This window comes from Hydrogenophaga intermedia (assembly GCF_023715105.1).
Taxonomy (GTDB): domain Bacteria; phylum Pseudomonadota; class Gammaproteobacteria; order Burkholderiales; family Burkholderiaceae_C; genus Hydrogenophaga; species Hydrogenophaga intermedia_A.
Window position 1 is genome coordinate 54,126 of record NZ_JAMBNO010000004.1, and the last position, 20,727, is coordinate 74,852.

General features: G+C 69.5%; 19 protein-coding genes. 14 read left to right on the forward strand and 5 right to left on the reverse strand.

What is annotated here, in order from left to right; translation table 11 throughout:
- Positions 1-47: 47 nt before the first annotated feature.
- On the forward strand, positions 48-1,475 hold the full coding sequence (gene pyk / locus M3149_RS05010; RefSeq protein WP_251708232.1) for a pyruvate kinase: 1,428 nt from the start codon (positions 48-50) through the stop codon (positions 1,473-1,475).
- Positions 1,476-1,485: 10 nt separating this feature from the next.
- On the opposite strand, the gene M3149_RS05015 is transcribed toward pyk, so the two are convergent.
- Positions 1,486-2,253, reverse strand: a complete 768-nt coding sequence (locus M3149_RS05015) for a DUF481 domain-containing protein (RefSeq protein WP_251708233.1) — start codon at positions 2,251-2,253, stop codon at positions 1,486-1,488.
- Positions 2,254-2,375: 122 nt separating this feature from the next.
- Between M3149_RS05015 and M3149_RS05020 the strand changes: the two genes are divergently transcribed.
- Both M3149_RS05020 and fba read left to right on the forward strand, forming a co-directional pair.
- Positions 2,376-3,251: an alpha/beta hydrolase gene (locus tag M3149_RS05020; RefSeq protein WP_251708234.1), complete on the forward strand. Its 876-nt coding sequence runs from the start codon at positions 2,376-2,378 to the stop codon at positions 3,249-3,251.
- Positions 3,252-3,339: 88 nt separating this feature from the next.
- Complete coding sequence (gene fba / locus M3149_RS05025) at positions 3,340-4,404, forward strand: class II fructose-bisphosphate aldolase (RefSeq protein ID WP_251708235.1); 1,065 nt, start codon at positions 3,340-3,342, stop codon at positions 4,402-4,404.
- 78 nt (positions 4,405-4,482) lie between these two features.
- On the opposite strand, the gene M3149_RS05030 is transcribed toward fba, so the two are convergent.
- Complete coding sequence (locus tag M3149_RS05030; RefSeq protein WP_251708236.1) at positions 4,483-5,310, reverse strand: IclR family transcriptional regulator; 828 nt, start codon at positions 5,308-5,310, stop codon at positions 4,483-4,485.
- 196 nt (positions 5,311-5,506) lie between these two features.
- Between M3149_RS05030 and M3149_RS05035 the strand changes: the two genes are divergently transcribed.
- The 3 genes from M3149_RS05035 (at position 5,507) to M3149_RS05045 (ending at position 9,267) form a co-directional block, all read left to right on the forward strand.
- Positions 5,507-7,195, forward strand: a complete 1,689-nt coding sequence (locus M3149_RS05035) for a long-chain fatty acid--CoA ligase (RefSeq protein WP_251708237.1) — start codon at positions 5,507-5,509, stop codon at positions 7,193-7,195.
- Positions 7,196-7,263: 68 nt separating this feature from the next.
- On the forward strand, positions 7,264-8,256 hold the full coding sequence (locus tag M3149_RS05040; protein WP_251708238.1) for a tripartite tricarboxylate transporter substrate binding protein: 993 nt from the start codon (positions 7,264-7,266) through the stop codon (positions 8,254-8,256).
- A gap of 102 nt (positions 8,257-8,358) precedes the next feature.
- The gene (locus tag M3149_RS05045) at positions 8,359-9,267 is read left to right on the forward strand and encodes a phosphoribosylaminoimidazolesuccinocarboxamide synthase (protein WP_251708239.1); all 909 of its coding nucleotides are present in this window, start codon (positions 8,359-8,361) and stop codon (positions 9,265-9,267) included.
- A 10-nt stretch (positions 9,268-9,277) separates the two neighbouring features.
- On the opposite strand, the gene trxA is transcribed toward M3149_RS05045, so the two are convergent.
- Positions 9,278-10,186, reverse strand: coding sequence for a thioredoxin (gene trxA, locus M3149_RS05050; RefSeq protein ID WP_251708240.1), 909 nt, complete (start codon positions 10,184-10,186; stop codon positions 9,278-9,280).
- Between the two features lie 89 nt (positions 10,187-10,275).
- On the opposite strand from trxA, the gene purE reads away from it, so the two are divergent.
- From purE to M3149_RS05065, 3 genes are read left to right on the forward strand one after another with little or no spacing between them, the layout of a single operon-like run.
- Positions 10,276-10,770: a 5-(carboxyamino)imidazole ribonucleotide mutase gene (purE, locus tag M3149_RS05055; protein ID WP_251708241.1), complete on the forward strand. Its 495-nt coding sequence runs from the start codon at positions 10,276-10,278 to the stop codon at positions 10,768-10,770.
- Entirely contained in the window at positions 10,767-12,008 is a 1,242-nt protein-coding gene (locus M3149_RS05060) for a 5-(carboxyamino)imidazole ribonucleotide synthase (protein ID WP_251708242.1), read from the forward strand. Before purE ends, M3149_RS05060 begins: the two co-directional genes overlap by 4 nt.
- A gap of 13 nt (positions 12,009-12,021) precedes the next feature.
- On the forward strand, positions 12,022-13,023 hold the full coding sequence (locus M3149_RS05065; protein ID WP_251708376.1) for an L-threonylcarbamoyladenylate synthase: 1,002 nt from the start codon (positions 12,022-12,024) through the stop codon (positions 13,021-13,023).
- A gap of 40 nt (positions 13,024-13,063) precedes the next feature.
- On the opposite strand, the gene dacB is transcribed toward M3149_RS05065, so the two are convergent.
- Positions 13,064-14,542 carry a D-alanyl-D-alanine carboxypeptidase/D-alanyl-D-alanine endopeptidase gene (gene dacB / locus M3149_RS05070; RefSeq protein WP_353056801.1) on the reverse strand — a complete coding sequence of 493 codons (1,479 nt, stop codon included), beginning with the start codon at positions 14,540-14,542 and terminating at the stop codon, positions 13,064-13,066.
- A 32-nt stretch (positions 14,543-14,574) separates the two neighbouring features.
- Here dacB and tsaB point away from each other — a divergent pair, with 32 nt between their 5' ends.
- The 3 genes from tsaB (at position 14,575) to M3149_RS05085 (ending at position 16,854) form a co-directional block, all read left to right on the forward strand.
- Positions 14,575-15,327, forward strand: coding sequence for a tRNA (adenosine(37)-N6)-threonylcarbamoyltransferase complex dimerization subunit type 1 TsaB (gene tsaB / locus M3149_RS05075; RefSeq protein WP_251708243.1), 753 nt, complete (start codon positions 14,575-14,577; stop codon positions 15,325-15,327).
- Positions 15,328-15,490: 163 nt separating this feature from the next.
- On the forward strand, positions 15,491-15,976 hold the full coding sequence (gene rimI, locus M3149_RS05080; protein WP_285886562.1) for a ribosomal protein S18-alanine N-acetyltransferase: 486 nt from the start codon (positions 15,491-15,493) through the stop codon (positions 15,974-15,976).
- Positions 15,973-16,854, forward strand: coding sequence for a uracil-DNA glycosylase (locus tag M3149_RS05085; protein WP_251708245.1), 882 nt, complete (start codon positions 15,973-15,975; stop codon positions 16,852-16,854). Before rimI ends, M3149_RS05085 begins: the two co-directional genes overlap by 4 nt.
- A 7-nt stretch (positions 16,855-16,861) precedes the next feature.
- Here the strand turns inward: M3149_RS05085 and M3149_RS05090 are convergent, their stop codons facing one another.
- Positions 16,862-17,776, reverse strand: coding sequence for a DMT family transporter (locus M3149_RS05090; protein ID WP_251708246.1), 915 nt, complete (start codon positions 17,774-17,776; stop codon positions 16,862-16,864).
- Between the two features lie 71 nt (positions 17,777-17,847).
- Here M3149_RS05090 and pyrF point away from each other — a divergent pair, with 71 nt between their 5' ends.
- Both pyrF and M3149_RS05100 read left to right on the forward strand, forming a co-directional pair.
- Positions 17,848-18,690: an orotidine-5'-phosphate decarboxylase gene (gene pyrF / locus M3149_RS05095; protein ID WP_251708247.1), complete on the forward strand. Its 843-nt coding sequence runs from the start codon at positions 17,848-17,850 to the stop codon at positions 18,688-18,690.
- A gap of 150 nt (positions 18,691-18,840) precedes the next feature.
- Positions 18,841-20,727, forward strand: coding sequence for a DUF1800 domain-containing protein (locus tag M3149_RS05100; protein ID WP_251708248.1), 1,887 nt, complete (start codon positions 18,841-18,843; stop codon positions 20,725-20,727).

The window sequence follows — 20,727 nt, forward strand, 5'->3', positions numbered from 1 at the left end:
TGGCCGGACCCTCCGGCCGCCCACACATCCACAGGAGACTGCCCCCCATGCCCACGCGCGCCACCAAGATCGTCGCCACCCTCGGCCCGGCTTCCAGCGACCCCGCCCTGCTTGAAGCCATGATCCGCGCCGGCGTGAACGTGGTGCGCCTGAACTTCTCGCACGGCACCGCGCAGGACCACATCGACCGTGCCAACCTCGTGCGCGAGGCCGCGCAGCGCGCGGGCCGCGAGGTTGGCATCATGGCCGACCTGCAGGGCCCCAAGATCCGCGTCGGCAAGTTCGCCGAGGGCAAGGTGCAGCTCGTGCCGGGCGCCAAGTTCGTGCTGGACGCCGCTCGCAACGAGCCCGGCGACGCGCTCGGCGTGGGCCTGGACTACAAAGAGCTGCCGCGCGATGTGAAGCCCGGCGACACCTTGCTGCTCAACGACGGTCTGATCGTGCTCACGGTGGACGCAGTGCAGGGCCCGGCGGTGCACACCACCGTCAAGCTCGGCGGCGAGCTCTCCAACAACAAGGGCATCAACAAACAGGGCGGCGGCCTCACCGCGCCTGCGCTCACCGCCAAGGACATGGACGACATCAAGACCGCCATGGGCCTGAAGGCCGACTACGTGGCGGTGAGCTTCCCCAAGAACGCCACCGACATGGAGCTCGCACGGCAGCTCTGCGCGGTGGCCGGTGGTGGCCACAAGCCAGGCCTGATCGCCAAGATCGAACGCGCCGAAGCCATCCCCGAACTCGCCAACATCCTCAAGGTGTCCGACGGCATCATGGTCGCGCGCGGCGACCTGGCGGTGGAGGTGGGCAACGCTGCCGTACCCGCACTGCAGAAGCACATGATTCGCCTGGCACGCGAGATGGACAAGGTCGTGATCACCGCCACACAGATGATGGAGAGCATGATCGTGAACCCCGTGCCCACACGCGCCGAGGTGAGCGACGTGGCCAATGCCGTGCTCGACGGCACCGACGCGGTGATGCTCAGCGCCGAAACCGCGGCCGGCAAGTTCCCGCTGGAAACGGTGGAGCAGATGGCCGCCATCTGCCTTGAGGCCGAGAAGGCCGACCTGCACGAACTCGGCGCGGATTTCCAGGGCAAGACCTTCACCCGCATCGACCACAGCATCGCCATGGGCGCGCTTTTCACCGCGCACCACCTGGGGGCCAAGGCCATCGTCGCGCTCACCGATTCGGGCTCCACCGCGCTGTGGATGAGCCGGCACATCGTGCGCACCCCCATCTACGCGATGACGCCCAACCTGGCCACCCAGCGCCGCATGACGCTGTACCGCAACGTGCGCCCGCTGCTGATGGAGACCAACGTCGATCGCGACAACGCGCTGGCCGATGCCGAGGCGCACCTGAAGAAACGCGGCATCGTGCAGGCGGGCGACGTGTACGCCATCACCGTGGGCGAGCCCATGGGCCAGCCGGGCGGCACCAATACGCTCAAGATCTGCCGCGCCAGCTGAGGCACGGTGCTCAGTCGATGCGCATCGAGATGCCGGTCACGAACGTGAGATCGCCCTTCTCGATGCCGACACCCGGGTCGCTGTCGTAGCGGTAGCTCAGGCCTGCCGACAGGTTGATGCGCTGCGTCATCGCCACCGTCAGACCAGTGTCCAGCACCGCACGGTACTTGCTGCGTTCGCGCAGGTCGGGATAGAGCGTGAGCTTCTGTCGCAGGCTGGTGGTGTCGGTGAGCTTGTGGCTCGATTCCTCGGCCAGCACCAGCTCGGCGCGCCCGTAACGGTCGCGCACAGCGCCGGCGACATCAATCGGCGCCAGGTAGCGGTCCTGGGTGTAGCCCAGACCGACCGACACATCGAAGAAGCCGCCGTCGTCGTGCCACAGGTGGCGGCCCACACCGCCGGCCACCGAGTAGCGCGCCGCGATGTTGGCCAGGCGGTCGCGCTGCCATTCGGCGGCACCGAAGCCGAACCAGTCGACGCCGAAATCGCGGTTGTACTGGGTGCGCAGGCCATAGCGTTCGATGGTGTCGGCGCCGTTGCTGCGCGCGCGGTCGGCGCGGGCGTCCCAGGTCCATTTGTCCTGCGTGGTCTGGCGCGCGCCTTCGGCCGACAAGTTCAGCGAGCCGGCGTCGTTGTTGCCTGAGGAGACGTTGGCACCCGCGGTCAGCAGGTAACGCCACTGCCCGTCGGGCTTGAGCGTGACCTGGGCTGGCGCCAGCAGAGGCACAAGCAGCAGGACGGCGCCCAGCGACGCGAAGCGGGGATGGCGGGGAAACATGGCAACTCCTTTCTTTGGGCAAACCAGAAAGGGTCGGCGCCGGCGCCCCGAGGTTCCCCACGGGTTGTGACGATTTGTCGCACCGAGCGCATCGGGCAGCGCTTCGATGGCGTAATCCATTGATGCCCGATCTCATCCGCCGCGGACTCACCGCCCTGGGCCTGCTGCCACTGCTGCAGGCCTGTTCGCCACTGCGCGTGATCGACGCGCTGGTGCCCTCCGACACCCACACCCGCGTGCCCGACCAAGCCTATGGGCCCGATCCGCGCCAACGGCTGGATGTCTACCTGCCCGTAAAGCCGCTGCCGCTTGCCCCCATCGCCGTGTTCTTCTATGGCGGCAGCTGGACCACCGGTGAGCGCGCCGACTACCGCTTCGTCGGTGAAGCCCTGGCCTCGCGCGGCATCGTCACGCTGGTGCCCGACTACCGGCTCAGCCCCGCGGTGCGCTACCCGGCCTTCGTGCGCGACAGCGCCCGTGCGCTGCGCTGGGCGCAAGAGCGCGCACGCGATTTCGGCGCCGATCCGGCCCGCTTGTTCGTCTGCGGCCACAGCGCAGGTGCCTACAACGCGGCCATGCTCGCGCTTGACCCGCGTTGGTTGCTCGAGGCAGGCATGGCGCCGGGACAGCTCGCGGGCTGGGCGGGCCTCGCCGGACCGTACGACTTCCTGCCCATCGTGCAGCCGCAAACGCGCACGGCCTTCAACTGGCCCGACACCCCCGTCGACTCGCAGCCGCTGTTCCACGCCGAGCGCCTGCGCGGGCCGGCACCGCCCGCTCTGCTGCTGGCGCCGCTGAAGGACCCACTGGTGGAGCCTCAGCGCAACACGGTGGCGCTGGCCAGCGCGCTGCAGGCGCGCGGCGTGTCGGTGCAACACGCACTGCTGCCACGGGTGAGTCACGCCACGCTGGTCGCCACGCTGGCGCCGCCGCTGCGGCCGCTGGCCCCGACACTGGACCGGCTCGCCGGCTTCATGGGCTCCCCGGATCGGTCCTGACGAAGGGCCCAAAGCTAGAATCGTCGGCTGTCCATGCAGCCCGGCGGGCTGCCGCCTCGCCCACCCGAACCCTTCGAAGGAACTCCCGATGGCCCTCGTCTCCATGCGCGAACTGCTCGACCACGCCGCTGCCAACGGCTATGGCATCCCGGCGTTCAACGTGAACAACCTCGAACAGGTGCAGGCCGTGATGATGGCCGCCAACGAGGTGGGTGCCCCGGTCATCCTTCAAGCCAGCGCTGGCGCACGCAAGTACGCGGGCGAGGCCTTCATCAAGCACCTGATCCAGGCCGCGATCGAGATGTACCCGCACATCCCGCTCGTGATGCACCAGGACCACGGACAAAGCCCCGACGTGTGCCGCGGCGCGATCGACCTCGGCTTTTCCTCGGTGATGATGGACGGCAGCCTCGAGGCCGACGGCAAGACCATCGCCAGCTACGACTACAACGTCGACGTGACGAAGAAGGTGGTGGAGATGGCCCACAAACTCGGCGTCACCGTCGAGGGCGAGCTGGGCTGCCTGGGCAGCCTGGAAACCATGAAGGGTGACAAGGAAGACGGCCACGGAACCGACGCCACCATGACGCGCGAACAACTGCTCACCGACCCCGAGCAGGCTGCCGATTTCGTGAAGAAGACCCAGCTCGACGCCCTGGCCATCGCCATCGGCACCAGCCACGGCGCCTACAAGTTCACCCGCAAGCCCACGGGCGACATCCTGGCCATCGACCGCATTCAGGAGATCCACCGCCGCCTGCCCAACACCCACCTGGTGATGCACGGCTCCTCCAGCGTGCCGCAGGAGTTGCTGGCGCAGATCAACCAGTACGGCGGCAAGATGAAGGAAACCTACGGCGTGCCGGTCGAGGAGATCCAGAAGGCCATCAAGTTCGGCGTGCGCAAGATCAACATCGACACCGACATCCGCCTGGCCATGACCGGCGCGGTGCGCAAGTTCCTGGCCGAGAACCCCGACAAGTTCGACGCCCGTGAGTGGCTCAAGCCCGCGCGCGAAGCCGCCAAGCAAGTCTGCAAGCAGCGCTACATCGAGTTCGGCTGCGAAGGCCAGGCCGGCAAGATCAAGGGCGAGCCGCTGCAGGTGGTGGCGGGCAAATACGCCAAGGGCGAACTGGCCCAGGTTGTGAACTGATTCACCGCGAAGCCCCAACGCGCCACCGCTGCGGCACCGCCGGCGGTGGCGTTTTTCATGGTGCCCGGTCGTGACGCCTCAGTCCTCCCAGGCCGCGGTCTGGATCGCCGCGACGATCTCGCGCCCGGTGCGGATCAGCGCGGGCGCGAAGTCCTCATGCAGCAAGGCGCCCTGCAGGCGCGCGGCCGGCCCGCCCACGGTGAGTGAGAGTGCCTCGCGGCCGTCGCCCAGGTCCAGCCCCACGCCGATGGCCGCAATGTCCTGCTCCCACTCCGAGGCCGACACCGCATAGCCGCGCACAGCGTGCTCCGCCTCCGCACGGCTGAGCCCCGCCTCGCGCGCGGGCCAGCGCACCGGGTCCTCGGCCTGTAGCCGGCGCGCGATGAGCGCCTGCATGCCCGGCGTGGACGCGCACCAGATCGCACGGCCCATGGCGGTCTCGGCAAAGGGCAGGCGCGTGCCCACGTCCAGGCCAAGGATGAGACGTGCGGTGCTGCGGCAATGCGCCACGTAGACCACCGAGGTGTCGTGCCGCACGCCGAGCGAAATGGCGGCCTGCGTGTGCTCGGCCAGCGCCTCCATGAACGGCCGCGCGATGCGCCCGATCTGGAAGTTCGACAGCACGCTGAAGCCCAGCGAGAGCACCGCCGGGCTGAGCGCGTACTCGCCCGTGGCCGCGCGGTGACGCAGGTAACCCAGGCTCGTGAGCGTGAACGTGAGGCGCGAGACCGTCGCTTGCGGCAAACCGGTGCGGCGCGCGAGCTCCTGGTGGGCCAGCCAGCGATCGGCCGGGCCGAAGCAGCGCAGCACCGTGAGCCCGCGCGCCAACGCGGTAACGAAGCGGCGGTCCTGCGCGGGGTCGGCATCGGCGAGCGGGGGTGAAGCGGTGTGGCGCTGGCGGCCCATGGCTTGTCCTTTTCTGCAGATCGGAATATCGGGTCCGTCGCGTTCTGTGATATTCCGCTGTTCGGAATTTTCCCGAAGTGCCGGGTCGCAACGGATGCTCGATTTCCCTGAGTCAGGTTGACGTTACCTCTGGTACCGCCGCATATTGACTGTCCCCGATCGTTTTTCCGATCAGCGGAATAGCTTCAAGCCCGCCATGCCCACGCCACCCGCCGACCACTGGCCACCCGGCCTGCCGCGCCACCTGGCGCTGCCGGCCACCAACGTCTACGCCAATCTGGCGGCGTCGGTCGCGCGGCATCCGGAGAAGACCTTCACCGTCTTCTACGACACCGCGCTCAGCTACGTCGCCTTTCAGCGCGAAGCGGAGTTGCTGGCCGGTTACCTGCAGCAGGTGTGTGGCGTGCAGGCGGGCGATCGCGTGCTGCTGTGCCTGCAGAACAGTCCCCAGTGGGCGCTGGCGTTCTACGCCATCCTGCGCGCCAACGCGGTGGTGGTGCCGGTGAACCCCATGAACCGCACCGAAGAGTTGCGCCATTGCGTCGACGACAGCGGCGCGCGCGTGGCCTTCGTCGCGCAGGACTTGCTGGCGCAAGCGCAGCCCCTGCTGGCCGAGGCCGGCGCCGACGGCCTGCACCACGTGGTGGTGGCCACCTACAGCGACCACCTGCGCGCACCGACGGAGCTGCGCGTGCCCGAGTTCGTGAGCGCACCGCGCGCCGCGCTGGACGATCCGCGCCTGCATGCCTGGGCCGATGCCGTGGCCAGCGCCCACACCCCGGGCCCGCTCACCGCAGGACCAGACGACCTCTGCGCCATGCCCTACACCTCGGGCACCACCGGCAAGCCCAAGGGCTGCATGCACACCCACCGCAGCGTGATGGCCACGCTGGTGGGCGGGGTGCAATGGTTCGGCACCACGGCCGATGCGGTCTGCCTCTCGGTGCTGCCCTTCTTTCACGTCACCGGGCTGGCCGGCAGCCTCAACGGCCCGTTGTACGCGGGCGCCACGATCGTGGTGCTGGCGCGCTGGGACCGCGAGGCCGCGGCGATCTGCATGGCGCGCTATCGCGTGACGATGTGGCAGGCGATCTCGACCATGGTGATCGACTTCCTCGCGCAACCGCAGCTCGAGCGCTTCGACCTCTCGAGCCTGGCCTGCGTGCGCGGCGGTGGTGCGGCCATGCCCGATGCGCTGGCCGCACGCCTGAAGGCCCTTACCGGGCGCGACTACATCGAGGGCTATGGCATGACCGAGACCATGGCCGCCACGCATATCAACCCGCTGCACCGGCCCAAGCCGCAGTGCCTGGGCCTGCCGGTGTTCGACGTCGACGCCCGCGTGATCGACCCCGCCACGCTGGCCGAACAGCCCGCGGGCGCCACCGGCGAAATCGTGGTGCACGGACCGCAGATCATGCAGGGCTACTGGCGCAATCCGCAGGCCACGCAGGACGCCTTCATCGACATCGACGGCAAGCGCTTCCTGCGCACCGGCGACCTGGGCCACGTCGACGAAGAAGGCTACTTCTTCATGACCGACCGCTTGAAGCGCATGATCAACGCCAGCGGCTACAAGGTCTGGCCGGCCGAGGTGGAAGCGCTGATGTACCACCACCCGGCCATCCAGGAAGCCTGCGTGATCGGTGCGCGCGATCCGCGCCGCGGCGAGACCGTCAAGGCGCTCGTGGTGCTGCGCCCCGGGCAACGCGGCAAGGTCAGCGAGCAAGACGTCATCGACTGGGCGCACGGCCACATGGCCGCCTACAAGAGCCCGCGCATCGTGGAATTCGTGGAGTCGCTGCCCCGCTCGGGCAGCGGCAAGGTGATGTGGCGCGAACTGCAGGAACAGCAGGCCGCGCGCGACGCCACCGGCCCATCGTGAAACCCCTCGCCGTGCGTTGCGCGGCAACCCTCGCCAACCGGCAGCCCACCCAGCAAGGAGACGACAGCATGACAAAAGCGAACCCACCCACCATCCGCCGCCGCACCCTGCTGCTGGCCGGCGTCGCCGCCGGCAGCGGCGCTGCCCCCTGGGTGTCGGCGCATGCGCAGGCCTACCCCAGCCGCCCCATCACGCTCATCGTGCCGTGGCCCGCGGGCGGCTCGACCGATCGCCACATGCGCACGCTGGCAGAGATCGCCAGCCGCCACCTCGGCCAGCCAATCACGATCGAGAACCGCCCCGGCGCCGGCGGCACGCTCGGGCCTGCGAGCATGGCCCAGACGGCGAAACCCGACGGCTACACCATCTCGCAATTCCCGCTCGGCCTGCTGCGCATGCCGCACATGCAGAAGACCAACTGGGACCCACTCAACGACTTCACCTACATCATCGGCGTCTCGGGCTACACCTTCGGCCTCACGGTGAAGGCCGACTCGCCCTACAAGACCTTCAAGGACTACATCGAGGCCGCGCGGCAGAAACCCGGCGAGATCAACTACGGCTCCACCGGCACCGGCAGCAGCCCGCACCTGCTGATGGAGGAACTGGCTGGCAACGCCAAGGTCAAGCTCGTGCACGTGCCCTTCAAGGGCAACGCCGACCTGCAGGCCGCACTGCTGGGTGGCCACGTGATGGCGCAAAGCGACGCCAGTGGCTGGGACAAGTACGTCGATGGCGGCCAGATGCGCCTGCTGGTCACCTTCGGCGAGCAGCGCACCCAGCGCTGGCCGGAGGTGCCCACCGCACAGGAGTTGGGCTATGGCGTGGTGTCCACCTCGCCCTACGGCCTGGCCGGCCCCAAGGGCATGGACCCGGCCGTCGTCAAGACGCTGCACGACGCCTTCAAGAAGGCCATGGACGACCCCAAGCACATGGAGGTGCTGGGCCAGCTCAACCAGGCCGTGTGGTACCGCAATGGCGAGGACTACCGCAAATGGGCCACCGAAACCTTCGCCAAGGACAAGGCGCTGATCGAGCGCCTGGGGCTGGCCGCCAAGTGATTTCCGCTCGCCGCGCCAACTTGCGATAATCCCGGCGAACTGCACAAGGCCCGTTGAGCGTTCAACGGGCCTTTTTTCTCGCCTTCCGGATTCCACCGCGCCATGACCTCCGCCCTGCACACCTCCAACCTCACGTCGTTGCCGCTGCTTGCGCGCGGCAAGGTGCGCGACAACTACGCCGTCGGCGACGACCGTATCCTGATGGTCGCCTCCGACCGCATCAGCGCGTTCGACGTGATCATGGGCGAGCCCATTCCGGGCAAGGGCGAGTTGCTCACCCGGCTCTCGCTGCACTGGTTTGATCGCCTCGGTCCGAAGGGCCTGAACATCTGCCCGATCCACCTCACCGGCGAGGACCCCGAAAGCGTGGTCGCGCCGGCCGAGCGCGAGCAGGTTCGCGGCCGTTCCATGCTCGTGCAGCGCCTCAAACCGATTCCGGTGGAGGCCGTGGTGCGCGGCTACCTGGCCGGCAGCGGCTGGAAGGAATACCAGGAGAGCCGCTCGGTCTGCGGCGTGCCGCTGCCCGAGGGCCTGAAGAACGCGTCGAAACTGCCCGAGCCGATCTACACGCCCGCGGCCAAGGCCGAGATGGGCCAGCACGACGAGAACATCACCTACGAAAAGTCGGTGTCCATGGTGGGCGCCGAGGTGGCGGCCAAGATCCGCGACACCGCAATCGCGCTCTACAAGGCCGCAGCAGCCATCGCGCTCGAGAAAGGCATCATCATCGCGGACACCAAGTTCGAGTTCGGCCTCGACAAGGCCGGCAACGTGGTGCTGATGGACGAGGTGCTCACGCCCGACAGCTCGCGCTACTGGCCGGCTGAGAGTTATGCCGAGGGCAGCAACCCACCCAGCTACGACAAGCAGTTCCTGCGCGACTGGCTGGAGGCCGCCAAGGTCAACGGCAAGCCCTGGGACAAGACCCCGCCCGCGCCGCGCCTGCCGCGCGAGGTGATCGAGAAAACCGCCGAGAAGTACCGCGAGGCACTCACCCGGCTGGTGGGCTGAGGCGCAGGCCTCAGCTCAACACGGCGCTGGACAACCGGCGACGGTAGGTTGCCACCGTCGGGTCTTCCGGCGGCACCTGGCCTTCGGCCACCTTGGGCTTGGGCGGCTCGATCACATCGAGGATCGCGATGTAGGTCTTGCGCGCCAGCTCCTCGTTCCAGGCTTTGTCGCGCATCAGGATCTCCAGCAGTTCGTCCATCGCGGCCGTCCACTGACCGTGTGCAAACAGCAGTTGCGCCAGCGCGTGGCGCGCTGCGAAATCGCGCTTGTTGGCCGCGATGGCGGCCTGCAGTTCGGCCATGCGCGCGTTCGGGTCGGCCACCGTGGCCTGCTCATCGCGCGCGGCCATCCAGCGCTTGAGCGAATCGAGGCGGCGCACGCCGTCGGCCTTGGCGATCACGGGTGCGAAGGCCACCTTGGCGTCGTCGTCGCGGCCGAGTTCGAGCAGCAGCTTCACGAGGTCGAAGCGCGCGTCGTCGTTGGCCGGGTCGGCCTTGACGGCCTGCTGCAGCCGCTCCAGCGCGGCCTCGACATCGCCATCCGCCAGGGCCTCCTGCGCGGCGGCTTCCTCTTCCTCGGCCTCGACCTCGCCCACGCTGGGCACGTGCTTGTCGAGGAAAGCCTTGAGCTGGCCCTCGGGCAAAGCGCCCATGAAGCCGTCCACCGGCTGGCCATTCTTGAGCAGCACGCAGGTGGGAATGCTGCGGATGCCGAAGGCCGCGGCCAGCTGCTGCTCCTGGTCGGAATCGATCTTGACCAGCTTGAAACGGCCGGCGTATTCGATCTCCAGCTTCTCCAGGATGGGCCCGATGACCTTGCAGGGCCCGCACCAGGGGGCCCAGAAATCCACCAGCACGGGAGTGTGCATGGAGGCTTCGATGACCTCGGCTTCGAAATTGGCGATGGTGACGTCGATCATGGCGGCGCTCGGGCCCGGACGGGGCGTGGGGGGGCGAAACGTAAAATCGCGACTTTACCGGAGGCCCCGCGGGCCGAAAGCCGATCCCCATGAACCCCATCCACGTGGGCGTGGTCATGGGTTCCAGCAGTGACTGGGACACCATGCAGCACGCCGTGCAGATCCTTGAGCAGTTCGGCGTTGCGCACGAGGCGCGCGTGGTCTCGGCGCACCGCATGCCCGACGACATGTTCGCCTACGCAGAAGCCGCCGCCGGGCGAGGCCTGAAAGCCATCATCGCGGGCGCGGGCGGCGCGGCCCACCTGCCGGGCATGCTGGCGGCCAAGACGGTGGTGCCGGTGCTCGGCGTTCCGGTGGCCAGCAAGCACCTGAGCGGCGTCGATTCGCTGCACAGCATCGTGCAGATGCCCAAGGGCGTGCCGGTGGCCACCTTTGCCATCGGCGCCGCAGGCGCGGCCAACGCCGCGTTGTTCGCGGTGGCCATGCTCGCCAACCAGAACGCCGCGCTGCGCGCGAAGCTGGAAGCCTTCCGCGCCGACCAAACCGCCGCCGCACGCGCCATGACGCTGCCGCCCACCCCATGAAACCCTTGTCTCCCCTGCTGCCCGGCAGCACCTCGGCCACCGGCCAGCAGATCACCCTGGGCGTGATGGGCGGCGGCCAGCTCGGCCGCATGTTCGTGCAGGCCGCGCAGGCGCTGGGCTATTTCACCGCCGTGCTCGACCCCGATCCCGCCAGCCCGGCGGGCCTGCTGAGCCACTACCACATCCAGACTCCGTACGACGACCAGGACGGCCTGGCGCAGCTCATGCAGCGCTGCGACGCCATCACCACCGAGTTCGAGAACGTGCCCGCCGGGGCCCTGTTCACGCTCGGCGCGCACCGGCCGGTGGCCCCCTCGTCGGCCTGCGTCGCGATCGCGCAGGACCGCGTGAAGGAGAAAGCCCACTTCGTTCAGAGCGCACCCACCAGCGGCGTGCAACCCGCACCCTACGCCACCATCGACACGGCCGAGCTGCTGGCGGCGGCACCCGCCGACCTGCTGCCCGGCATCCTGAAGACCGCGCGCATGGGCTACGACGGCAAGGGCCAGGTGCGCGTGAAGGACCGCGCCGAACTCGCTGCGGCGTGGGAGCGGCTGGGCCGCGTGCCCTGCGTGCTCGAGAAGCTCATGCCGCTGCGCGCCGAATGCTCGGTGATCGTGGCGCGTGGCGCCGATGGCCAGTGCGTGAGCTACCCGGTGCAGAAGAACACGCACCGCGACGGCATCCTCGCGCTCACCGAGGTGTATGAGGGCGCCATCGAGGCCACGCTGGCGCGCCGCGCGCAGGCCGCCACCGAGGCCATCGCACACCAGATGAACTACGTGGGTGTGCTCTGCGTGGAGTACTTCCTGGTGGACGACGGCCGCGGCGGCCTTGACCTCGTGGTCAACGAGATGGCGCCGCGCCCGCACAACAGCGGCCACTACACGCAAAACGCGTGCGACGTGTCGCAGTTTGAATCGCAGGTGCGCGCGCTCGCGGGCCTGCCGCTGCGCTCGCCGGTGCAGCACAGCCCCGCGATCATGGTCAACCTGCTGGGCGATCTGTGGTTTGCCCCGAACGGCGTGCGCGCGCAAGCCAGCGAGCAGCCGGTGAGCCCGCCCTGGGCTGAGGTGCTGGCCCTGCCGGGCACGCACCTGCACCTGTACGGCAAGCTCGGCGCACGAGCAGGCCGCAAGATGGGCCACCTCAACATCACCGGCCCGTCGGTGACTGCAGTGCGCGAAACGGCGGCGCGGGTGCTGGCCCTGCTGGGCCTGCCCGGGCTCGACGCCTGAGGCCGGCATGGCCTTGTTGCTGGACGCGCGCGACGCCACCGCCATTGAACAGGCGGCGCAGCGGCTGGCCCGGGGTGGCCTGGTGGGCCTGCCCACCGAGACGGTCTACGGCCTGGCCGCCGACGCCGAGAACGCCACCGCCGTGCGCGCCATCTTCGAGGCCAAGGGGCGCCCGGCCGACCACCCGTTGATCGTGCACGTGGCGCCCGACGCGCCGCGCCAGGCGATCGATGCCTTCGCCAGCGCCGTGCCCGCATTTGCCGAGCGGCTCATCGCCGCCTTCTGGCCCGGCCCGCTCACGCTGATCCTGCCGCGCCGCGCCGACGTGGCCGCGGTGGCCGCGGGCGGGCAGAACTCCGTCGGCCTGCGCTGCCCAGCCCACCCGGTGGCGCAGGCGGTGCTGCGTGCCGCAGCCGCGCAAGGCGTGCGCGGCGTGGCCGCACCCAGCGCCAACCGCTTCGGGCGCGTGAGCCCGACCACCGCCGCGCACGTGGCCGAGGAATTCGCCGCACTGGGCGATGACGCGCTGCTCATCCTTGACGGTGGCGCCTGCGCGGTCGGCATCGAATCGGCCATCGTCGATTGCACGCGCGGCCACCCCGTGCTGCTGCGCCCGGGCGTGCTCACGCCCGCGCAGCTCGAGGCCGCTGCGGGCGAGCCGGTGTGGGGGCGCGACATCGGCGGCGCCGCGCCACGCGCCTCGGGCACGCTCGAATCGCACTACGCGCCACGCGCGAAGGTGCGGCTGATGGACGCGAAGCAGCTGCGCGCGGCGATGCAGGTGCTGGGCAATGACGCGAAGCACATTGCGCTGTACACGCGCACTCCCATCGAGGCCGCGCGCGGCACGCCCAGGCGGCGCATGCCCGACGACGCCGCGGCCACCGCGCAGGAGCTGTTTGCGGTGCTGCGCGAGCTCGACGCCACCGGCGTGCGCCTGATCTGGGTGGAGACGCCGCCCGAGGGCCCCGAATGGGACGGTGTGCGCGACCGCCTCAACCGCGCCGCGGCTTGAAGTGAGGCCCCCGCGCGCGCAGCGGCGCAGGGGGGAGTCGTCAGTCCGGCAATCGTGCCGTCCACTCCACCAGCGCTTCCAGCGCCGTGCGTGCGGCAGGTGCGTTCGGGTGGTTCACGAACGCCACCACCACGTAGCGCGTGCCATTGACCGCGTTCACGTAGCCGGCCACGCCACTCACGTCGCGCAGCGTGCCGGTCTTGAGCAGGGCATTGCCGTAGACCGGGCTGCGCTCGCTGGCCGCATAGCGCCGGGCGGTGCCGTTCACACCGGCCACCGCCAATGAACCCACGAAAGCCTCGGCCTTGGGGTGACGCGCAGCATGGCGCAACAGCAGGGCCAACGCCTCGGGCGTGATGCGCTCGTCGCGCGACAGCCCGGAGCCGTTGTCGAGCACCGGCGCGGGCACCGACGGCCCGAAGGTCCGCTTCCACCAGGCCTGCACGGCGCTGCGCGAGCGCTCGAAGTTGCCGCGCGGCAAGGGCAGCGGCCCGCTGCCGGCCAGTGGCGTGGCCTGTGGCGACAACTGGCCCAGGGTGAGGAACACCTGCTGCGCCATCACGTTGTTGCTCCACTGGTTCACGTCGAGCAGGATCTCCGACAGCGGCAGTGAGGAAGCCTCGAACAGCAGCGTGGCGGTGGGCGGCACCAGGCCTTCGCGCACGCGGCCGGTGAGCGCGCCGCCGGTGCTGCGCCACAGGCCTTCGAGTGCACGGGCCGCGTAGCTGGACGGGTCCTGGTAGGCGACGGGCCACTGACCCTCGCCACAGCGTGCGGGGTAACGCCCTTCGAAGAAGATGCGCGCCGGGTCGTCGAAGCGCGCGCGCAGCGCACCACGCCAGTCGCCGCACGGGCCGTTGGTGAGCGGCACACTGGCGTCGATCTGCATGCCCGCCATCGGTGGTTCGCTGACCACGCGGGCCACGCCGACCGCCGGGTCGGGCACGAACTTGAGGATGACCGACTTGAAGTTCACCAGCAGCGCGTCGGGCGACGCGTTGTAGGGTCGCAGCGCCTCGCCGTCGAAGGCGCCCGGGTCGCTGGGCGGCAAGTCGAAGGCGCTGTGATCGAGCACCAGATCGCCCAGCACGACCTGGGCACCCTGGTCGTGCAGCGCGTAGAAGGCATCCTGGATGCGTTCGAGCACGAACTTGGGGTCGCCACCACCGCGGATGTAGAGGTTGCCACGCAGTGCGCCGCCGTCGATGACACCGTCGGTGTAGAAGCTTGTGCGCCAGGTGTGCTCGGGGCCCAGCAGGTCCAGCGCGGCGTAGCTGGTGACGAGTTTCATCACCGAGGCCGGGTTCACCAGCGCGCCCGAGCGGTGGCGCAGCCGTGCCTCGGCCGCGTCCAGCGGCGCCACCACCGCCGAGAAATCCGACACCGGTACCTGCGCGCGCTGCAGAGCGGCCAGCACCGGGGCGGGCAGCGGCTCGCGCGATGGGCCCTGGGCACAGGCGGGCAGGGCCAGGGCCGCGAACAGGCCCAACGCAGCAGGGAGCAAACGGCGACGGATCACGAGGCGGATTATCGGCCGGGGATAATGCGCCGATGCCCGATAACCCGCGATTTCTCGCCATCGAGACCAGCACCGACACGCTGTCGCTTGCGCTCGGCGAAGGCGGGCAGCGCGCGCCCGTGCAGCGCTACCGCGGGCCCGGCGGCGCGCAGGCGTCGATCACGCTGCTACCCCAGGTGCAGGCGCTGCTGGGCGCCGCCGGCTGGCAGCTGGCCGATCTCGACGCCATCGCCTTCGGCCGCGGGCCGGGCTCCTTCACGGGACTGCGCACCGCCTGCGCCGTGGCCCAGGGCCTGGCCTATGGCACGCGCAGCACGCGCCACCCGAAGGGCCTGCCGGTGCTGCCGGTGGACACGCTGCTGGCACTGGCCGAAGACGCGCGCGACGGGCTGACCACCGAGGGACAGGCCGCTCCGCGCCACATCGCCGCGCTGCTCGACGCGCGCATGGACGAGCTCTACGTGGCGCTCTACGCCCTCACGCCGCAAGGCCTGCTCGAGCGCGCGCCGCCGCGCCTGTGCGCCCCCGGCGATCTGGCCGGCTGGCTGGCCGCGAACGACCTGGGGCCCGACACGGTGCTTGCGGGCAACGCCTTTGGTGTGTACCCGGCGCTGGCGGCCTTGCCGAACGTGCGCTGCAACGCCCTGCCCACGGCCGACGCGCTGCTGCGCCTGGCGCCTGCCCTGCTGGCCATGGGCCAGGCGGTGGACGCGCGCGATGCCTTGCCGCTGTACGTGCGCGACAAAGTGGCCCGCACCACCGCCGAACGCGAGGCGGCAGCATGAGCAACGCGCGGCAGGCCGCTTCTGCTCACGCCGGCACGCGACACGCGGGGGTTGCGTGGTGAGCACCACCCTGCCCACCTGGGCAAGCGGCCTGTGGCCCGCGCCCACCGAGGCCGGGCCAGCGCCGGCGGGCGCCATTGATCGCCCCATCGCCTTCGAGCCCATGAGCGAGGCCGATCTCGACGCGGTGCACGCGGTGGAAACCAGCGCCTATGGCCACCCCTGGACGCGCAAGCACTTGCGCGATTCGCTGCAGGCAGGCTACCCCGCGGTGATGCTGCTGGGCGAGGCGCTGCCCGGCGAACACCCACACCCGCCGCGCGCCGACGGCCGTTGGCTGATGGGCTATTTCGTGGCCATGCATGGCGTGGAGGAGGTGCACCTGCTCAACATCACGGTCTCGCCGGTGCACCAGCGCCAGGGCTGGGCGCGCTTCATGCTGCAGGCGCTGGCGCTGTGGTCGCGCGGCCAGGGCGCGCACACGCTGTGGCTGGAGGTGCGAGAGAGCAACGCGCCCGCGCGGCGCCTGTACGAGCGCTGCGGCTTTCAGGCCGTGGGTGTGCGGCGCGGCTACTACCCGCTCACCACGCTGCAGCGCGAAGACGCGATCGTGATGAGCCTGCGCCTGGACGAGCGGGCGGCCACATGAGCGAAGACTGGGTGCGCCAGCTCGACGCCCGCCAGCGCGCCATGCTGGCCGAGATGGGCGTGAAGGTGTGGGCGCCGAAGGCCCGCGCCACCGTGGCCGCAGACGTGCCAGCCGCCGTCGTGAGCGCGCCGGTGCCGCTGCCCGAGGGCGCATCCGCGCGACCAACAGCAGCGCCAACGACAGCGGCCCTGAGCCGCGAACCGATCAGCGAACCGATCAGCACACCGGCCAGCACGCCAATGCGTGCTCCCGCGCCTGCGCCGGCTCAGGGACCGGCCCGCGCCCCGGCTCACGAACGCCCTGACCGTGCTGATATCGCCACCCTGGACTGGCCCGCGCTGCGCGAGGCCGTGGCCGCTTGCCAGGCCTGCGGCCTGTGCGCTTCGCGCCGCAACACCGTCTTCGGCGTGGGCCACACACAGGCCGACTGGATGATCATCGGCGAGGCCCCGGGGGAGCAGGAGGATCGCCAGGGCGAACCCTTCGTGGGCGCCGCGGGCCAGTTGCTCGACGCCATGCTGCGCGCCTGCGGCCGCGCGCGCAGCAACGAAGAGGCCGGGCGCAGCGCTTACATCGCCAACGTGCTCAAGTGCCGCCCACCGGCCAACCGCAACCCGGCGCCCGAGGAGGTGCTGCAGTGCGAGCCCTACCTGGCGCGCCAGGTGGCGCTGGTGCGGCCGAAGCTCATCATCGCCATGGGCCGCTTCGCGGTGCAATCGCTGCTCAAAACCACCGAGCCCATCGGCCGCCTGCGCGGGCGGGTGCACCGCTATGAAGGCGTGCCGGTGATCGTGACCTACCACCCTGCCTACCTGCTGCGCACCCCGATCGACAAGGCCAAGGCCTGGGCCGATCTGTGTCTGGCGATGGATCAGTGAGGCGTGCTCAGGGTTTGTCCGGCGAGACGATCGGCGGGGTCCGGTCCTTCGCCGGCCAGAGCACCGACGCGATGGCCAGCATGATCAGGGCCACGGCCGCCCAGTCCTGCCAGTGCAGCACCTCGCCCAGCCACCACGCGCCACTGAAAACGCCCAGCACCGGAATCATCATCACGCTCAGGGTGGACGCGATGGGCGGCAGATCGCGCGCGAGGATGAGCCAGGCCACCTGCGCGAACGCGAACACGCCCAGTGCGTTGTAGATGATGGCGGCCCAGACCCCGGGCGACGGCAAGGTGCCCCAGGCGTGGCGCTCGAAGGCGAAGGCAAGCCCGCTCATCCACACCGTGGCCAGCACCGTCATCCAGAAGCACAGGGTGAGCGTGGCGTACGGCAGCGTGGTCCGGCGCATCATCTGCGTGCCCACGGCCCACATGGCGGCGGCCAGCAGCATCATGGCCACACCCTGCGGCGCGCCCGACAGGCGCACGAACTCGTGCCACAGCAGCAGCACCACGCCCAGCGCCGCGGCGCCCACGCCGCCCCAGGCGCGCAGCGGCAGGCGCTGGTGGAACCAGAGGGCGCCCACAATGGCCGAGAACACCGGCATGGTGTAGCCCAGGATGGCCGCGCGCCCGCTGGACAGCGATTGGATCGCGATCACCGCCAGGGTGTGCCAGAACAGCATGTTGAAGACAGTGAGCCAGCCAAGCGCGGCCCAGTGCTCGCGTGCGATGCGAAACGGTACGCGCCGCCACACCAGCACCAGTGCGAGCACCGGCAGACCGATCCACATGCTCAGCACCCGAAAGCTGAGCGGCTGGTAACCCATGATCCCGGCCTTCATGATGGGCCAGTTGATCCCCCAGACCAGGGTGAGTGCGACAAGCAGCACCAGGTGCTGGCGGGAGATGGCATGCATGGGCGGGCATGGTAGCGGCCCGCGGTGCCCGGCGGGCGCGGCGGGCACAGACCCCCACCTAGAATCGGGGCATGACCTTCACCGAACAACTGCTGGCCGCCACGCGCGATCACAACAGCCTGCTGTGCGTGGGGCTCGATCCGGACCCGGCGAAGTTCCCCGCCCACCTGAAGAACGACGCCACGCGCATCTACGATTTCTGCGCCGCCATCGTCGACGCCACCGCCGATCTTGCGTGTGCCTTCAAGCCGCAAATCGCCTACTTCGCCGCACACCGCGCCGAAGACCAGCTCGAACGCCTGATCGCGCACATCCAGCGCAACGCCCCCAAGGTGCCCGTCATCCTGGACGCCAAGCGTGGCGACATCGGCAGCACGGCCGAGCAGTACGCGATCGAAGCCTTCGAGCGCTACGGCGCCGACGCGGTGACGCTCTCGCCCTTCATGGGGTTCGACTCGGTGCAGCCCTACCTCAGACACCACGGCAAGGGCGCTTTCCTGCTGTGCCGCACCTCCAACCCCGGGGGCGACGACCTGCAGGCGCAACGACTGGCCTCGGTGGAAGGCCAGCCCCTGCTTTACGAACACGTGGCGCGGCTGGCGCAAGGCCCCTGGAACCTCAATGGCCAGCTCGGCCTGGTGGTGGGCGCCACCTACCCCAACGAAATCGAGCGCGTGCGTGTGCTCGCACCCAGCTTGCCGCTGTTGATCCCCGGCGTGGGCGCACAGGGCGGTGACGCCACCGCCACCGTGCGCGCCGGTTTGCGCACGCAGGGCGATGCGATCACCGGACCGATCATCGTCAACTCGTCACGCGCCATCCTGTATGCATCGTCGGGTGCGGATTTCGCGGCGGCTGCGCGCACCGCTGCCGAGCGCACGCGTGCGGAATTGCACGCTGCGCGCAGCCACTGAACGACCAGCGGTTTTTTCGATACCCCCCAGCGGTAAGCCGTCCGGCGGCTGCGGCGGCGCCGCGACAAGCATCTGTAACGGCTCGCAACCCGCCATCACGCTCGCTTCACGCCTTCCTAGACTCGCGCTCCATTCAACTGGAGGTTGGTCATGGCGAAGGAACGAGAAGCGTTGCCGGCGCTCGCTCCGGCGGACAACGAAACCCGCACACCCACCCACGCGCCTGCGCAGGCGCCCGACGAGCCCGAGGCGCAGCGTTGGCCGGGCGCCGCCGCCTCAGCGGCCGTCGCGGCAACCGCAGCACTCGCCGCCTGCGGGGGTGGCGGTGGTGGTGGTGCGGCCAGCAGTGAACCCGAAGAGCCGGCCATCGTGCCGGTGGTGACCTTCTCCACCGCGGGTTACAGCAACCTGGCGCCTGCCAACGACACCGAAGCCGCGCGCTTCCTGCAGCAGGCGCAGTTCTCATCCACCCGGACCGAGATCGCCGCATTGCGCGGTGAGGGCTACCCCATGTGGCTGGCGCGCCAGTTCCAGACGCCGCTGCGCTCCAGCGGCTGGAACTGGCTCGAAGCGCGCGGCTATGGCGCCAACAACAGCCACAGCTACTACTTCAACACGTATCCGGCCGACTTCATGATCTGGTCGCAACTGCTCAGCGGGCCGGACATGATGCGCAAGCGCTGTGCGCTGGCGCTCTCCGAGATGTTCGTGAGTTCCATGACCTCGGCCGAGTTCACCTGGCGCAGCCACGCCTACGCCTCGTGGTGGGACATGCTGGTGCGCAACGCCTTCGGCAACTTCCGCCAGTTGCTGGAGGACGTGACCCTGCACCCGGCGATGGGCTGGTTCCTCAACACCAAGGGCAACCAGAAGGAGAACCCCGCCACCGGCCGTGTGCCCGATGAAAACTACGCGCGGGAGGTGATGCAACTGTTCACCATCGGCCTGGTCGACCTCAACATCGACGGCACGCCGCGCATGAGCGGCGGTCGTCTGGTGGAGAGCTACACGCAAGACGATGTGACCAACCTCGCGCGCGTCTTCACCGGTTGGGATTTCGACACCTCTGATGGCGTGCGCATCACGCCCCCGGGCGCGAGCTGGACCATCGAGTCCAATGCGTTCGCGCGCAAACCCATGAGCCTGCGCGAGAGCCGCCACTCCACGCTGGAGGCGCGCTTCCTGGGTGCCGTGGTGCCGGCGGGCACACCGGGGCGCGACGCCCTGCGCATCGCGATGGACACGTTGTTCAACCACCCCAACGTGGGCCCGTTCTTCGCGCGCCAGATGATCCAGCGCCTGGTGACAAGCAACCCGAGCCCGGCCTACGTGGAGCGCGTGGCGCGCAAGTTCAACGACAACGGCAACGGGGTACGCGGCGACCTGCAGACCGTGTGGGTGGCGATCCTGCTCGACGACGAGGCGCGCGGCGCAGCCTCACTGGCCAGCACCAGCCACGGCAAGCTGCGCGAACCCATGCTGCGCTTCATTCAGTGGGCGCGCACTTTCTCGGTCACCTCGGCCGCGGGCAGCTGGAAGATCTTCGATTTGAGCAACCCCGGCACGCAACTGGGCCAGAGTCCGTTGCGCGCGCCTTCGGTGTTCAACTTCTTCCGTCCCGGCTACGTACCACCCGGCACCGCCATGGCCGCTGCCGACGCCACCGCTCCCGAATTCCAGATCGTCAACGAGAGCAGCGTGGGCGGCTACCTGAACTTCATGCAGGGCGCGATCGAACGCGGCATCCAGTGCCCCAACCCCTCGGTACCCGAAGCGGCCTGGAACAACCCCGCCTACGACGTGCGCGCGAACTACGCGTACGAGCTGTCGCTGGCGCTGGATGCAGGGCGCCTGGTCGATCACCTCAGCCTGGTGCTGACCGCCGGACAGATTTCACCGGCCACGCGCGCAGTGATGGTCAACGCGCTCGAGGCCACGCCGCTCAACGCGTCGAGTGACGCCACCGCACGCAACCGCCGGGTCTGGGCCGCCATCCTGATGGTGATGGGTTGCCCCGAGTACCTGATCCAGAAGTGA

What these genes read in the sequence shown, in the direction of transcription:
- pyrF (WP_251708247.1), top strand. Translation starts at nt 17,848, where the DNA reads ATGACCTTCACCGAACAACTGCTGGCCGCCACGCGCGATCACAACAGC.
- M3149_RS05100 (WP_251708248.1), top strand. Translation starts at nt 18,841, where the DNA reads ATGGCGAAGGAACGAGAAGCGTTGCCGGCGCTCGCTCCGGCGGACAAC.
- M3149_RS05090 (WP_251708246.1), bottom strand. Translation starts at nt 17,776, where the DNA reads ATGCATGCCATCTCCCGCCAGCACCTGGTGCTGCTTGTCGCACTCACC.
- M3149_RS05045 (WP_251708239.1), top strand. Translation starts at nt 8,359, where the DNA reads ATGACCTCCGCCCTGCACACCTCCAACCTCACGTCGTTGCCGCTGCTT.
- fba (WP_251708235.1), top strand. Translation starts at nt 3,340, where the DNA reads ATGGCCCTCGTCTCCATGCGCGAACTGCTCGACCACGCCGCTGCCAAC.
- M3149_RS05060 (WP_251708242.1), top strand. Translation starts at nt 10,767, where the DNA reads ATGAAACCCTTGTCTCCCCTGCTGCCCGGCAGCACCTCGGCCACCGGC.
- M3149_RS05030 (WP_251708236.1), bottom strand. Translation starts at nt 5,310, where the DNA reads ATGGGCCGCCAGCGCCACACCGCTTCACCCCCGCTCGCCGATGCCGAC.
- pyk (WP_251708232.1), top strand. Translation starts at nt 48, where the DNA reads ATGCCCACGCGCGCCACCAAGATCGTCGCCACCCTCGGCCCGGCTTCC.
- tsaB (WP_251708243.1), top strand. Translation starts at nt 14,575, where the DNA reads ATGCCCGATAACCCGCGATTTCTCGCCATCGAGACCAGCACCGACACG.
- purE (WP_251708241.1), top strand. Translation starts at nt 10,276, where the DNA reads ATGAACCCCATCCACGTGGGCGTGGTCATGGGTTCCAGCAGTGACTGG.
- M3149_RS05015 (WP_251708233.1), bottom strand. Translation starts at nt 2,253, where the DNA reads ATGTTTCCCCGCCATCCCCGCTTCGCGTCGCTGGGCGCCGTCCTGCTG.
- trxA (WP_251708240.1), bottom strand. Translation starts at nt 10,186, where the DNA reads ATGATCGACGTCACCATCGCCAATTTCGAAGCCGAGGTCATCGAAGCC.
- M3149_RS05035 (WP_251708237.1), top strand. Translation starts at nt 5,507, where the DNA reads ATGCCCACGCCACCCGCCGACCACTGGCCACCCGGCCTGCCGCGCCAC.
- rimI (WP_285886562.1), top strand. Translation starts at nt 15,491, where the DNA reads ATGAGCGAGGCCGATCTCGACGCGGTGCACGCGGTGGAAACCAGCGCC.
- M3149_RS05040 (WP_251708238.1), top strand. Translation starts at nt 7,264, where the DNA reads ATGACAAAAGCGAACCCACCCACCATCCGCCGCCGCACCCTGCTGCTG.
- M3149_RS05085 (WP_251708245.1), top strand. Translation starts at nt 15,973, where the DNA reads ATGAGCGAAGACTGGGTGCGCCAGCTCGACGCCCGCCAGCGCGCCATG.
- M3149_RS05020 (WP_251708234.1), top strand. Translation starts at nt 2,376, where the DNA reads ATGCCCGATCTCATCCGCCGCGGACTCACCGCCCTGGGCCTGCTGCCA.